Consider the following 13,794-nt stretch of genomic DNA (forward strand, 5'->3'; position numbering starts at 1 on the left):
CGATGCTGGCGTGTTCGCCGAGCAGACGCGTGTCTACGCGATCCCCATGCGTACCCGGTTCCGTGGCATCACCGTGCGCGAAGGGCTGTTGTTGCGGGGGGACGCCGGGTGGGGGGAGTTCTGCCCGTTCGCGGACTACTCCGACGCGGAGTCGGTGCCGTGGTTGGCGAGCGCGCGGGAGGCGGCCGAGCACGGGTGGCCGGAGCCGGTGCGGGATCGGGTACCGGTGAACGTGACGATCCCGGTGGTGGCGCCGGAGCGGGCGGCCGAGATCGCCGCCGGGTCCGGGTGCGCGACGGCCAAGGTGAAGGTGGCCGATCCAGGGGTGGACCTGGCCGACGACATCGAGCGGGTGGCCGCGGTGCGCGACGCGATGGGGCCGTCCGCGCGATTGCGGGTGGACGCGAACACCGCCTGGGACGTGGAGACGGCGGTGCGGGCCATCGGTGAGCTCGATCGGGCCGCGGGCGGCCTGGAGTACGTCGAGCAGCCGTGCCGCACGATCGAGGAACTGGCCGCCGTCCGCCGCCGGGTGGACGTGCCGATCGCCGCCGACGAGTCCATCCGCCGCGCCGAGGACCCGATGCGGGTCGCGGTGGCCGGGGCCGCGGACATCGCCGTTCTCAAGGTGGCCCCACTTGGCGGGGTGCGTCGCGCCCTCGCCGTCGCCGAGGCATGCGGCCTGCCGTGCGTCGTCTCGTCGGCCCTGGAGACCAGCGTCGGCCTCGCGGCGGGCCTGGCCCTGGCCGCTGCCCTCCCGACCCTGGACTATGCCTGCGGCCTTGGCACCCTCTCGCTGCTGACCACCGACGCCGTGGCCCGCCCGCTCCGCCCCATCGACGGCTGGCTCCCCGTCTCCCGCACCGCCCCCGCCCCGGACGCCCTCCACGAGGCCGACGACGACACCCGCGACCGCTGGCTTTCCCGCCTTGGCCGCGTCGCCGCCATCAGCGGCCGCCGCCCCGCCGACATCTGACCTGCGCGATGGGTCTCGTAGGGTCGGGACCATGCGCAGTCTGGATGCGGTGGGGCAGTGGCCGGTCGACAACGTGGCCGTCGCGGTGGTGGGGGCCGACGGGAAGGTGCTCGGCTCGGTCGGCGACCAGCAGCGTCAGTTCAAGCTGGCCTCGGTCACCAAACCGCTGACCGCCTATGCCGTGTTGGTGGCCGTCGAGGAGGGCGCGGTCGAGTGGGACCAGCCCGCCGGGCCCGCGACCGTCCGGCACCTGATCGCGCACACCTCGGGCCTCGCCTTCGACTCGGCGACCCGGCAGGCCGAGCCGGGGACGCGGCGGATCTACTCCAACACCGGCTTCGACGTGCTGGCCGAGGCCGTCCACACCGCGACCGGCATCCCGTTCGCCGACTACCTCCGCGAAGCCGTGTTCGAGCCGCTGGGGATGGGCGCGTCCGAGCTGACGGGTTCGGCCGGTGCGGGCGCCGTGTCCACTTGCGCGGATCTGACGTTGTTCGCCGCCGAATTGCAGGCGCCGACGTTGGTGGCGGCCGAGACCGTGGCCGAGGCGACGTCCGTGGCGTTCTCCGGGCTCAACGGGGTGCTCCCCGGATATGGCATGCAGAAGCCCAACGACTGGGGGCTGGGGTTCGAGATCCGGGACGGCAAGAGTCCACATTGGACTGGGTCGGGCAGTTCCGCGCGCACCTACGGCCACTTCGGCCAGTCCGGCACCTTCCTGTGGGTCGACCCGGACGTGGGCCTCGCCTGCGTCGCACTCACCGACCGCCCGTTCGGCGAGTGGGCGATCGAGGCCTGGCCACTGTTCACCGACGGTGTTCTCGCCGAGTTCCGAGGCTGACCCGCTCAGCGCGGCCGGATCGGCGGCGAAAGCACCACCGACTTCGTCAACGCGACAAACAGCCCACTGAGGACACTTCGGGCCGGGTGGATGCGCCGGGAATGGGCGTCCCGGCGCGGTCGGGGTGTCCGGTGGTCCACCTGATCAGGATGCCGGGCACACGGGTTGTCATCGAGCGGGCCGATTCGCCCGCTCGGTCCTCTGTGTCCGGTTCAGTGTCCGGTTCGGCGCAGTGGCTTGGGTACCTGGACCGGAACCGGGATGGTGTCCGGCTCCATCTCCTCGTACTCGTGGGCCGCCCACTTGGCCTCTTCGATGGCCACGTGGACCCGTTGCATCAGCTCGCCGTTGTCCCAGTGGTGTTCCGGGTGCTCGCTCATCCCGCCAAGGTGCCCCGTCCGGGCGCGCTCTCAAACCTCCGTTACCGAACTGCGACGTACTACCCCGGAATCTGTGGTCCGAGCAGGTCGTCGGCGTCGCAAATGCGGTACGCGTAGCCCTGTTCCGCGAGAAACCGCTGTCGGTGCGCGGCGTACTCGGTGTCCAGAGTGTCCCGGGCGACGACCGAGTAGAAGTGTGCCTGCCTGCCGTCCCCCTTGGGCCGCAGCAGCCTGCCCAGCCGCTGGGCCTCCTCCTGTCGGGAGCCGAAGGTGCCGGACACCTGCACCGCGACCGAGGCCTCCGGCAGATCGATGGAGAAGTTCGCCACCTTCGACACCACCAGCGTGCGCAGCTCGCCCCGGCGGAAGGCGTCGAACAGCTCCTCCCGCTCCTTGTTCTTCGTCGACCCCTGGATGACCGGCGCCTGCAACGCCTCGCCCAGTTCGTCCAGTTGGTCCAGATACGCGCCGATGACCAGGGTGGGCTCGTCCGGGTGCCGGTCCAGGATGGAGCGAACCACCGGGATCTTGGTGTGCGCCGTCGAGCACACCCGGTAGCGCTCCTCCGGCTCGGCGGTCGCGTACTTCAGCCGTTCGTTCTCGGTGAGCGTGACCCGGACCTCGACGCACTCGGCAGGCGCGATCCAGCCCTGCTCCTCGATGTCGCGCCAGGGCACGTCGTAGCGCTTGGGGCCGATCAGGGAGAACACGTCGCCCTCGCGGCCGTCCTCGCGGACCAGCGTGGCGGTGAGCCCGAGCCTGCGCCGGGACTGCAGGTCGGCGGTCATCCGGAACACCGGCGCGGGCAGCAGGTGCACCTCGTCGTAGACGACCAGGCCCCAGTCCCGGGAGTCGAACAGCTCCAGGTGCCGGTACTCGCCCTTCGACTTGCGGGTGATGACCTGGTAGGTGGCGATGGTGACCGGGCGGATCTCCTTGCGCTCCCCGGAGTACTCGCCGATCTCCTCCTCGGTCAGCGACGTGCGCGCGATCAGCTCGCGCTTCCACTGCCTGCCCGCCACCGTGTTGGTGACCAGGATCAGCGTGGTGGCCTGGGCGTGCGCCATCGCGGCCGCGCCGACCAGGGTCTTGCCCGCGCCGCAGGGCAGCACGACCACGCCGGAGCCGCCCGCCCAGAACGACTCGGCGGCCAGCCGCTGGTACTCGCGCAGCTGCCAGCCGTCCTCGACCAGGGCGATCGGGTGCGCCTCGCCGTCCACGTAGCCCGCGTGGTCCTCGGCTGGCCAGCCCACCTTGAGCAGGACCTGCTTGAGCCTGCCCCGCTCGCTCGGGTGCACCACCACGGTGTCGTCGTCGATCCGGGCACCCAGCATCGGGATGATCTTCTTGTTGCGCAGCACCTCCACCAGCACCGCGCGGTCGTTGGTAGCCATCACCAGCCCGTGTGCCGGGTGGTTCTGCAGGGTCAGCCGCCCGAACCGGGCCATCGTGTCCACGATGTCGATCAGCAGCGGCTGCGGCACCGGGTAGCGGGAATAGGTCGACAGCGCGTCGACCACCTGCTCGGCGTCGTGCCCGGCCGCGCGCGCGTTCCACAACGCGAGTGGCGTGACCCGGTAGGTGTGCACGTGCTCGGGGGCCCGCTCCAGCTCGGCGAACGGCGCGATGGCGATCCGCGCCTCGTTCGCGCTCGGGTGGTCGATCTCCAGCAGGAGCGTCTTGTCGGACTGCACGATCAGCGGGCCGTCGGTCACCAGTGTCCCTCGCGTCTCTCGCCCTGGGGGTGGGGTGCGACTTCCCAGTGTGGCAAATCGGGCAGGCGATTGCCCCAGGGCCACAGTTCGGTAACCGGTGTGCGCCGCCTCCGGCGCGGACGGCTACCGTCCACGCGCCAGCCGACCCCGCACGGTGAGGAACAGCGCATGAGCAACCCACCGAACCCGGACGCGACCCCGGACGAGCCTCAGGACAAGTCTCCGACAGAGAACCCGGAGACCCCCGAGACCCCGGAGACCCCGGCCGCCGACGAGCCCTTCTGGACCCCCGAGGGCGGCGACGGCACCCCGCCCGCCGGGTTATCCGACCGGGAGAAGGCCCGCCGCAGGCTGTTCATCGGGGTGATCGCCCTGGTCGCGGCGCTGATCGTGGCTGGCGGGTTCGTGGTCCTGCACTTCGTGGTGAGCTCCGGCACCGGCGACTGCGCCTCGGTCACCGGCTCGGGTGACCACCCGCCGGTCGAGCTGGTCGCCTGCGACGACTCCGAGGCAACCTTCCGCGTCGCCAGCCGCCAGGCCGCCAACGCGACCGGCTGCCCCGACGGCGCCTACCGCGAGGTCTCCTACGAGGAGAAGCTGCTCTGCCTGATGCCCAACTTCGCGGCGGGCCACTGCTACGTCTACGACGAGAACAACCAGGCATTCAAGGTCGGCCCCTGCGAGTCCCCCGACGCGATCCGCATCTCCCGGGTCATCCCCGGTAGCACCGACACCTCGCCCTGCCCGGAGAACGAGGGCCTGAGCTACCCGGATCCCCCGACCGTCTTCTGCGTCGAGACGCCCAACGCGCACTGAACACCCGATGAGTACTGACGCGAACGGGGCCCGCGCCGAACCCGGCGCGGGCCCCGTTCACCAAGAACGTCCTACCGGGCGCCCACCGGCGTGTTGCCCTGCAGCATCCCGGCGACCCGTGCGCGCAGGTCCACGAACTCCCCGCTGGCCCGGGTGCCGATCTGGTCCCGCACCGGGCCGAGCGGCACGTCCAGGTCGGCCACCACCGTTGCGGGCGACTTCGACAGCACCAGCACCCGGTCGCCCAGGTACACGCTCTCGTCGATGTCGTGCGTGACCAGCAGGATCGTGGTGTCCTGCTCGCGCCGCACGCGCAGTAGCAGGTCCTCCAGCTCGAACCTGGTCTGTGCGTCCACCGAGGCGAACGGCTCGTCCATCAGCAGCAGCGCGGGCCGGTAGGCCAGCGCGCGGGCGATGGCGACCCGCTGCTGCATGCCGCCGGAGAGCTGCCACGGGTACTTCCGCCCCGCCTTGCCCAGACCGACCGCCGACAGTGCCTCGGCGGCGCGCGCCGCCCGCTTGCGCCGGGACAGCTTGCGCAGCGGGAACTCCACGTTCCTGGTCACCGACATCCAGGGGAACAGCGACCGGCTGTAGTCCTGGAACACGACGGCCAGGTCGGACGGGACGCCGTCGACCGGGGTGCCGTGCAGCATGACCCGGCCGCTGGTGGGTCTGACCAGGCCCGCGATGGTGCGCAGCAGGGTCGACTTGCCGCAGCCGGACGGGCCGACGACGCACACCAGCTCACCCGCCTCCACGCTGAAGCCGAGCCCGTCGATGGCCGTGTGCGCGCCGTCCTTGCCTTGGTAGGTATGTCCGAGGTCGCTGACCTCAAGCATTCGCATGTCATCCTCCGGTGGCGAGCGCCCGCGCTTCGAGCGAGTGCCGCGGCTGCCAGGCCAGCGCGCGCCGCTCCAGCAGCAGGAGCAGGGAATTGAGCAGGTAGCCGAGCAGCCCGAGCAGCACGATCCAGGACCACATGGCCAGCGGGTCGAAGTCGCTGCGGGCGTACTGCAGCTGGTTGCCGATGCCGTACTCGGAGCCGCGCAGCTCGGCGACGACCATCAGGATCAGCGCCAGCGACAGGCTCAGCCGCAGCCCGGCGAACACCTTGGGCAAGGCGGAGGGCAGCAGCACGCGCAGCGCCCACTGCGGTCCGGACAGCCGGAACACCCGGGCGGTATCGACCTTGGTGGCGTCCACGGCGCGGGCGCCGTCCACGCTGTTGAGCAGCACCGGCCAGAGCGAGCCGAAGATGATCACCGGCAGCTGCATCCTGGTGATGCCGATTGAAGCCGCGAAGAACGGCACCATCAGCGGCGGCGGGATCGACCGCAGGAAGGTGAACACCGGTCCCAGGTAGGCCACGGCCACCCGGGAACGGCCGAGCAGCAGGCCGAGCGCGACGCCGATGACCCCGGCGACCGCCCAGCCGAACAGCATCCGGCCCATGCCCGGCAGGATGTGCTTGGTCAGCAGCGGCGAGAACAGCTTGTCCTGCAGATCCAGCGCGATCTTGATCGGCGTGGGGAAGAAGACGCTGTCCGCGGCCGTGGTGACCAGCTGCCACGCGATCAGCACGACCACGAACACGGCCCACCGCTGGGCCAGCCGCACGGCGCCGTTCACCGTTCACCGCCCCGGGGCAGGCTCCACGCGAACGCCTTGCGGTGCGCCCATTCCAGGGCCGCGTTGGCGCCGAGCCCGAGCGCGCCCGCGAGCACGGTCGTGGCCAGCACCTCGGCCATCATGTTGGTGCCCTCGGCCGCCTCCATGGCGTACTGGCCGAGCCCGATGGTGCCGCCGGTGAAGAACTCGGTGCTGATCACCACGCCGAGCGAGAGGGCGAGCGCCAGCCGGACGCCGGTGAGCACGAACGGTGCCGCGCTGGGCAGCGCGACGCGGGTCAGCACCGATAGTCTGCGTACACCGAACGCGCGGGCGGTCTGCACGTGCAGCGGGTCGATCTCGTCGAGGGCGTACATGGTGTTGAACAGGATCGGCCAGGTCGCGGCGTACACCGCCAGGCCGATCTTGGTCTCCGGTCCGCTGCCCACGGTGATCACGGCCAGCGGGATGATGGCGACCGAGGGGATCGGCCGCAGGAACTCGACCAGGGTCATCACGGCCCGGCGGACGACCGGGACGCTGCCCAGCAGGAGTCCGGCGGGCACCGCGATCGCTGTCGCGATCACCAGGGCGATCAGGGTGGCCAGCACGGTGGCCACCAGCGCCCGTTGGAAGTGGTTGTCCCCGAGCAGGCGCACCAGTGTGGGCAACACCACACTCGGCGGACGCAGGTAGTAGTCCGGAACGAGACCGGTCCGGCTGGCCGCTTCCCATAGCGCGAAGAAGCCAGCCAGACCGATCACGCTCGCGGAAACTCGCGGAGTTCCGCTCACTGTCGTTTACGGCCCCCTGGGCGGGAGCCCGCCTCCCGACCTATTTGTTCGAGCTGGGGCTGCTGACGATCATCGACGAGACATCCAGATTCCCCTTGATCACCTGGAACTCCTGCATCAGGTTGGCCACCCGCTGAATGCGGTTGGCCTCCAGCGAGGTGGAGTAGGTGGAGATGGTGACCAGCTTCGCGGTCTGCTCGTCGACCTTCGCGTACTTCACGAACATCGGCTCCATCTTCGACCGGTCGGTCGCCTCGGCCTGTGCCTTGGCCAGTCCGCGCTGGAACGCGGCGACGGTCTTCGGGTTGGCCGCGGCGAACTTCGCCGTGGTGAAGTAGCCGGACATCGGCATCTCGGCGGTGGGGCCGGAAGCGCAGTCGAACACCGGCACGGCGCCAAGCTGCTTCTCCGCGATGGTCACCCACGGCTCGACCACGACCGCGCCGTCCACGAGGCCCTTCTGCATCGCCGGGATCATTTCCGGCAGGGACATCTCGACGAACTGGACCTGGGTGTAGTCGACGCCCTGGGTCTTGAGCACCGACATCGGGGCCATGTCGGTCATGGTGTTGCGGGCCGAGATGGCGATCTTCTTGCCGGGCGCGTCGGTCGGCTTCTTCAGCGGCGAGTTGGGCGGGGAGACGACCACGATGTGGCCGGGCTTGGCGGCCAGGCCGTCCGCGATGATCTTGAGGTCGCCGGTCTTCTTGCTCTGCGCGGCCAGCGGCGCGGGGTAGGAGGCGAAGCCGACGTCGAGGTCGCCGCCCACGGTGGAGTTGACCACCTGGCCGCCGTTGGGCTGGACGACGGGATCGATGTCCAGGCCCTGCTCCTTGAAGTAGCCCTGCTCGATCGCGCGGTAGAACGGGGCGACGTCGACGACCGGCAGCATGCCCACCCGGATCTTGGCCTTCTCCACCGCGCCGGTACCGCCTCCGCCTCCGGAGGTGGACTGGTCGTCGCTGCCGCCGAGCAGACCACAGCCGCTGAGCGAGGCCAGCAGCGTGGCGGCGAGCAGGGCGATCGGCAGCCGGACGCGGGCAGTCCGTCTGGTGGCAACGCGTCGAAGCATTTGCTGACTCTCCTCGTAGGAGGTGGGTTTTGTCGAGGTGCTAGCGAGTAGCCCTGCGGCACACGAGGACGCACTCTAGAGACTGTCGGGTGCGTGTCACAATGAGTGTGCGCAAGATGCCGTGCGGTGAACCCTCTCACTGAATCGGGTGGAGTTGTTGACCCAACCGGGCGAATCTTGTAACGGCCCTGACCTGGGGTTTACGGTCCGTAGTTGGTGATCTCGGCCGATACCGATTACTCATCCATACGGGCGATGGTGAACGTAGGGAAAACCACCACGCCATCACGCAGACGAGTAGTTGTTAATGCTAAGTATTCGATACGGGCTGTGATGATGCCCTGGAAGGGTTACATCGTGACGGAGACTTCGCTACCTTCTGTGCCCACAGTGAGGCGCTCGCACCGAGCGGCGGAGGAGAGCAGGCGACATGCTCGCGGGTAACGTTGGACCGCCCCGGTCCGACATCTTGCGGTGGCCGCCTACGCCCCGAGCGTCCGCGACGTGCCGCGTCCTCCACTGGGGTAGTTGTCCGTTCGAGCTGGCCTCCGGGTAACGGGCTACTGGCTCAGATGCAGGGAGAGTGCTGGCAGTGCCCGACCACACCACTGGGGTGGATTCAGGCCCAGGGAAAGACGGTGGTGCCGCCGTGTCGCAACTAGACGCAGGCAGCGAGGTCGCGCTCGCTAACCCGAGGCCCTCCGGTCGCAAGACCGTCGAGGGCGGGTCGCGGTGGCGGCTGCGCAACTGGCGGCTGCGCACCAAGCTGGTGGCCGTCCTCCTCGTCCCGGTCATCACCGCGGTCGCCCTCGGCGTGCTGCGCGCGACCAACGAGCTCGACCGCGCCGACACCTTCGACCAGGCCGCGACCAGCGTCACCGCGACCCTGGACGTGGTCGCGCTGGTGCATGAGATGCAGAGCGAACGCAACCTGATGGTGGCCTACGTCGCGGGCGGCCGGAAGGCCGACCAGGCGAACGAGCTGGCCAACGTCCAGGGCCAGATCCAGAAGACCAACGCCACGCTGACCCGCCTCGGGCAGGCCGTCGCCAAGGTCACCACGGACAACGGCAACGTGCTCGGCCAGCTGCAGAACCGCCTCACCGCGGTCGAGGCCATCCGCAACGCCGCGCTCAACAGCTTCTACCCGGACGTCGCGGTCTACCAGTCGTACACCTCGCTGCTGGAGACCGTGCTCTCCGCCGGCTCGGAGTTCACCGCATCGCTGGCCCAGCCCGAGATCTCCCGGCTGGCCTCCGCCTCGCTGAGCATCGTGCAGGCCAAGGAGTTCCTCGGTCGGCAGAACGCCATCCTGATGATCGCGGGCACCCGCAACGCCTTCCCGTCCAGCATGCTCGACCAGGCGCGCGCCGCCGAGGCCAGCTACAACGCCTCGATCGCCAACTTCCGCGCCAACGCCGACATCAACGAGGCGCAGTTCTTCTCCGACACCTTCAGCGGTGCCGAGGTCGACGAGCGCGAGGGCATCAAGCAGACCGCGTTCGTGCACGCCGACCAGAACCTGCCCAGCCTGGGTATCCAGATGGACAAGCTGGTCCCGGACGCCCGCGCGACCGCCGAGTCGCTGCGCAAGGTCGAGGTGACGCTGCTGGAGAAGCTGCGCACGCTGGCCAGCCAGTCCGCGGACACCGCCAAGTCCAACGCCTGGCAGGAAGCGGTCATCGTGCTGCTGGCCATCCTGCTGGCCTTGATCGTCACCTTCGTCGTCGCCCGCTCGCTGCTGGTCCCGCTGCGCGTGCTGCGCCGCGACGCGCTGGACGTGGCGAACCGGCGGCTGCCGGAGACGGTGCAGCGCATCCTCGCCGACCCGGACCCGGTGGAGGCCTCCAAGAACGCGGTGGAGCCGGTGCCGGTGTTCACCCGCGAGGAGACCGGCCAGCTGGCCCGCTCCTTCGACGCGGTGCACGACCAGGCGGTCCGGATGGCGACCGAGCAGGCGCTGCTCCGCGACAACATCAACTCGATCTTCGTCAACCTGTCCCGCCGGTCGCAGACGCTGGTCGAGCGCCAGCTGTCCCTGATCGACCGGCTGGAGCAGGACGAGCAGGACCCCGACCAGCTGGCCAGCCTGTTCGAGCTGGACCACCTGGCCACCCGGATGCGGCGAAACTCCGAGTCGCTGCTGGTGCTCTCCGGCTCCGGCCTGTCCCGCCAGCTGTCCCGGCCGGTCCCCGCGGCCGAGGTCGTCGGCGCGGCGGTCTCCGAGGTCGAGCAGTACGCCCGCATCGAGGTGCTCTCCGCCCCGGAGGTGTCGGTCCAGGGCCGCGCGGTCTCCGACCTGGTCCACCTGATCGCGGAGCTGCTGGACAACGCGACCTCGTTCTCCGAGCCGGAGAAGAAGGTCTACGTGCGGATGGCCGTGACCCGCAAGAAGGAACTGGCCATCCAGATCACCGACTCCGGCGTCGGCATGAGCGACGACGAGATCGAGACCGCCAACGCCCGGCTGGCCGACCCGCCGGACATCGACGTCGCGGTGACCAGGCGGATGGGTCTGTACGTGGTCGCCCGGCTGGCCAAGCGGCACGACGTCAAGGTGCGGCTGCGCGACAACGAGGACATCGAGGGCGGCCTGATCGCCCGGATCACCGTGCCAGCCACGCTGGTCCAGACCTCCGGCTCGGCCCAGCCGACCAGCATCGTGGCCCAGACCCCGAGCCTCGGCGATACCGCGGCCAAGGCCAGCGGCATCGCCGGTGCGTTCAGCGGCGGCACGCCGCGCCCCCGCCCGGAGGCCGCTGGCCTGCTCAGCGAGTCCCAGGTGGACCGCCCGGCCGAGCAGGTGGCGGGCTACCCGGCGTTCGACCCGGCCGCGTTCGGCACCGGCAGCCTGGAGGACACCGGCGGCTGGGGCCCGCCCGCCTCGCCGGAGGAGATCAAGGCCCGGCTCAACGGCCACCTGGTCGACGACCAGATCACCGGCTCGCTGTTCGGCCTGCCGCTGCCCGAGCCCGCCGACGACCCGGCCGAGGACGCGGCCGACACCGGCGGCTACAACCCGGTCACCCCGCGCGCCGAGCAGACCCCGCCGGAGCGCGTGGTCGACGCCCCCACCGAGCGGCTGCCGATCTACGAGGCGGTGCTCTCGCAGTGGTTCGAGGCGGGCGACACCGGCTCCACCCCGGTCACCAACGGCCACCTGGCGCCGGAGACCGAGGAGACCGCGGCACCCGAGCCCGAGCCGCGGCCGGTCGCGCACCACGCCGCGCCCGACGAGGCCGACGGCGACCACGGTGATCTTCGTGACCACGGTGATCTTGGCGACCTTGGCGATGCCAGGGACCTCGGGGACAGCGCCGAGTACCAAGACCTGGGTGACACCGGCGCCACCAGGGGCGAGCTGGACACCGACGCGGACACCCCCGAGGTGCCCGAGACCCGCGAGCCCGAGCAGGCCAAGGCCGACGCCTGGCGCTCGCCCGGCGATGACGGCTGGCAGCGCGCCCGCGCCCTGCTGGACACCACCGCCGACACCATGACCACGGCCGGTCTGCCCAAACGCGTTCCCAAGGCACACCTCGTGCCGGGCTCCGCCGGACCGAGGGAGGACACCGCGGAACAGCCCGCGGTGGCCCCGCTTCCTCCACGCACGGCGGATGCCGTTCGCGGCCGCATGTCCAGCTTCCAGCAGGGGGTCCGGCGTGGCCGGCATGCCCTCATCGACGCCTACGCTGGTGACCAGACCGGTTCAGACGAGAGCCGCCAAGACGAGGAGCAGGAGTGACGACCGCGTCCGTACAGCAGCCCGGTAGCTTCGGGTGGCTCATCACCGACTTTGTCCGCCAGGTGCCCGGCGTGGCGCACGCCGTGGTGGTGTCCGCCGACGGGCTGCTGCTCGCCGGGTCCCAAGGCCTGCCCCGCGACCGCGCCGAGCAACTGTCCGCGGTCGCGTCCGGCCTGGTCAGCCTCACCGCGGGGGCCGCCCGCTGCTTCGAGGCAGGCGGCGTCAACCAGACCGTGGTCGAGATGGACCGGGGCTACCTGTTCCTGATGTCGATCTCCGACGGGTCCTGCCTTGCCGTGCTGGCCGCGCCGAACTGCGACATCGGCCTCGTCGCCTACGAGATGACCCTGCTCGTCGAGCGGGTCGGCCAGCAGATGACGCCGGAACTGCGCGCGCAGCTCCAAGGCGCGCAACGCAGGTAGCAGCGGGCGAGACGGCGGGGTGAGAACGCGATGAGCACGGGCCGCAGACCCACTGGCAGACGCACCGAGGACGACTTCTCGTACCGGGACCTGTTCGAACCGGAAGCGGCCTACGGCGATTCGGACCACGAGCACCCCCGGGACCCAGTGGTGGACGAACCGGAGCGGAGGCAGGCGGACATGTCTGAGCGAGGATGGGACGACCTGTCCGACTCAGGGCTCGGTGAACCGCCCAACCGGTTCGACATCGACGGGTTCCGCGCCCGCCTGTTCGGCGGACCGAGTGCCACCCTCTACGGCGACCCGGGCATCCCGGCGCAGTCGGACTGGGACAGCAAGGAGATCCCCGCGGTCGCCGAGCTGGAGCCGGAGCCCGACCCGGCGGACCCGCAGCCGCACGAGACCGGCTCGCTCGTCCGCCCGTACACCAAGACCGGCGGTCGCACCCGGTCCGACTACGATCTCGCGATCGAGGCGCTGGTCTCCACCAGCGACCGGGGCCGCCTCCCCGACGCCGCGGTCCGCCCCGAGCACCGGTCCATCTGCGGCCTGTGCCTGGACACCCGGTCCGTCGCCGAGGTGGCCGCGCATCTGCGGCTGCCGCTCGGCGTGGCCCGGGTCCTGATCGGTGACATGGCAGGTATGGGCCTGGTCTCGATCCACCAGAGCGGCATGGTCGTGGGTGACCGGCCGTCGATCGAATTCATGGAAAGGGTGCTCAGTGGGCTCCGCAGGCTCTAGTCCTCTCAGCGCGCGCGGCGCTTCCCCCCAGCCGACCACCTCGGCCAAGATCGTGGTGGCCGGTGGCTTCGGGGTGGGCAAGACGACCCTGGTCGGCTCCGTCTCGGAGATCGTGCCGCTGACCACCGAGGCCGTCATGACCGAGGCCAGCGTGGACGTCGACGACCTGTCGTCGACGCCGAACAAGGTGACCACCACGGTGGCGATGGACTTCGGTCGCGTGTCGCTGGACTCCGACCTGATCCTGTACCTGTTCGGGACGCCTGGGCAGCACCGGTTCTGGTTCATGTGGGACGACCTGGTGCGCGGCGCCATCGGGGCGATCGTGCTGGTCGACACCCGGCGGCTCGCCGACGCGTTCGCCTCGATCGACTTCTTCGAGGACCGCGGGCTGCCGTATGTGATCGCGCTGAACTGCTTCGACCGGGTGTTGCACCACCGGATCGACGATGTGCGCGAGGCGTTGACGGTGGAGCCGTCGGTGCCGATCGTGACCACGGACGCGCGGGATCGGGACTCCACGAAGGAGACGTTGATCACGTTGGTTGAGCACGCGATGCATCAGCGGATGTCGCGCGCTGTCTGAGTTGTGGTTTTCTGGGGCGCCCGGACTATCGGTCCGGGCGTCTTTTGTTTCCCCCGGTTGCGGTTGCCGGGTTGCGGTCGCCGCTCACTGTCCGG

General features: G+C 70.2%; 13 protein-coding genes. 7 read left to right on the forward strand and 6 right to left on the reverse strand.

Translation table 11 applies throughout. The features are described from left to right. The first annotated feature begins 10 nt into the window (after positions 1-10). Both C503_RS0112445 and C503_RS0112450 read left to right on the forward strand, forming a co-directional pair. Positions 11-976 (forward strand): o-succinylbenzoate synthase, encoded by a 966-nt coding sequence (locus C503_RS0112445; protein WP_018682536.1) that lies wholly within the window; start codon positions 11-13, stop codon positions 974-976. Between the two features lie 31 nt (positions 977-1,007). Beyond that, on the forward strand, positions 1,008-1,817 hold the full coding sequence (locus tag C503_RS0112450) for a serine hydrolase domain-containing protein (protein ID WP_026316223.1): 810 nt from the start codon (positions 1,008-1,010) through the stop codon (positions 1,815-1,817). Between the two features lie 212 nt (positions 1,818-2,029). Here the strand turns inward: C503_RS0112450 and C503_RS45880 are convergent, their stop codons facing one another. Further along, positions 2,030-2,197: a hypothetical protein gene (locus tag C503_RS45880; RefSeq protein WP_018682538.1), complete on the reverse strand. Its 168-nt coding sequence runs from the start codon at positions 2,195-2,197 to the stop codon at positions 2,030-2,032. 59 nt (positions 2,198-2,256) lie between these two features. Continuing rightward, a complete protein-coding gene (locus C503_RS0112460) occupies positions 2,257-3,912 on the reverse strand; it encodes a DNA repair helicase XPB (protein ID WP_018682539.1) in 1,656 nt (551 codons plus the stop codon). A gap of 168 nt (positions 3,913-4,080) precedes the next feature. On the opposite strand from C503_RS0112460, the gene C503_RS0112465 reads away from it, so the two are divergent. Continuing rightward, positions 4,081-4,728 (forward strand): LppU/SCO3897 family protein, encoded by a 648-nt coding sequence (locus tag C503_RS0112465; protein WP_018682540.1) that lies wholly within the window; start codon positions 4,081-4,083, stop codon positions 4,726-4,728. Between the two features lie 71 nt (positions 4,729-4,799). On the opposite strand, the gene C503_RS39125 is transcribed toward C503_RS0112465, so the two are convergent. The 4 genes from C503_RS39125 to C503_RS0112485 all read right to left on the reverse strand — a co-directional run bounded on the left by C503_RS39125 (position 4,800) and on the right by C503_RS0112485 (position 8,205). Beyond that, entirely contained in the window at positions 4,800-5,570 is a 771-nt protein-coding gene (locus C503_RS39125; RefSeq protein ID WP_018682541.1) for an ABC transporter ATP-binding protein, read from the reverse strand. Positions 5,571-5,577: 7 nt separating this feature from the next. Continuing rightward, entirely contained in the window at positions 5,578-6,360 is a 783-nt protein-coding gene (locus C503_RS0112475) for an ABC transporter permease (protein WP_018682542.1), read from the reverse strand. Beyond that, positions 6,357-7,103 carry an ABC transporter permease gene (locus C503_RS0112480; RefSeq protein WP_018682543.1) on the reverse strand — a complete coding sequence of 249 codons (747 nt, stop codon included), beginning with the start codon at positions 7,101-7,103 and terminating at the stop codon, positions 6,357-6,359. The genes C503_RS0112475 and C503_RS0112480 overlap by 4 nt, the downstream gene beginning before the upstream one ends. A 70-nt stretch (positions 7,104-7,173) precedes the next feature. Then, positions 7,174-8,205 (reverse strand): ABC transporter substrate-binding protein, encoded by a 1,032-nt coding sequence (locus tag C503_RS0112485; protein ID WP_018682544.1) that lies wholly within the window; start codon positions 8,203-8,205, stop codon positions 7,174-7,176. Positions 8,206-8,854: 649 nt separating this feature from the next. On the opposite strand from C503_RS0112485, the gene C503_RS39130 reads away from it, so the two are divergent. From C503_RS39130 to C503_RS0112505, 4 genes are read left to right on the forward strand one after another with little or no spacing between them, the layout of a single operon-like run. Continuing rightward, entirely contained in the window at positions 8,855-11,950 is a 3,096-nt protein-coding gene (locus C503_RS39130) for a sensor histidine kinase (protein ID WP_018682545.1), read from the forward strand. Next, the gene (locus tag C503_RS0112495; protein ID WP_018682546.1) at positions 11,947-12,372 is read left to right on the forward strand and encodes a roadblock/LC7 domain-containing protein; all 426 of its coding nucleotides are present in this window, start codon (positions 11,947-11,949) and stop codon (positions 12,370-12,372) included. The genes C503_RS39130 and C503_RS0112495 overlap by 4 nt, the downstream gene beginning before the upstream one ends. 30 nt (positions 12,373-12,402) lie before the next feature. Further along, positions 12,403-13,113, forward strand: a complete 711-nt coding sequence (locus tag C503_RS0112500; RefSeq protein WP_018682547.1) for a DUF742 domain-containing protein — start codon at positions 12,403-12,405, stop codon at positions 13,111-13,113. After that, positions 13,094-13,699, forward strand: coding sequence for a GTP-binding protein (locus C503_RS0112505; protein WP_018682548.1), 606 nt, complete (start codon positions 13,094-13,096; stop codon positions 13,697-13,699). Before C503_RS0112500 ends, C503_RS0112505 begins: the two co-directional genes overlap by 20 nt. Positions 13,700-13,794: the final 95 nt, after the last annotated feature.

Source organism: Actinokineospora enzanensis DSM 44649, assembly GCF_000374445.1.
Lineage (GTDB): Bacteria > Actinomycetota > Actinomycetes > Mycobacteriales > Pseudonocardiaceae > Actinokineospora > Actinokineospora enzanensis.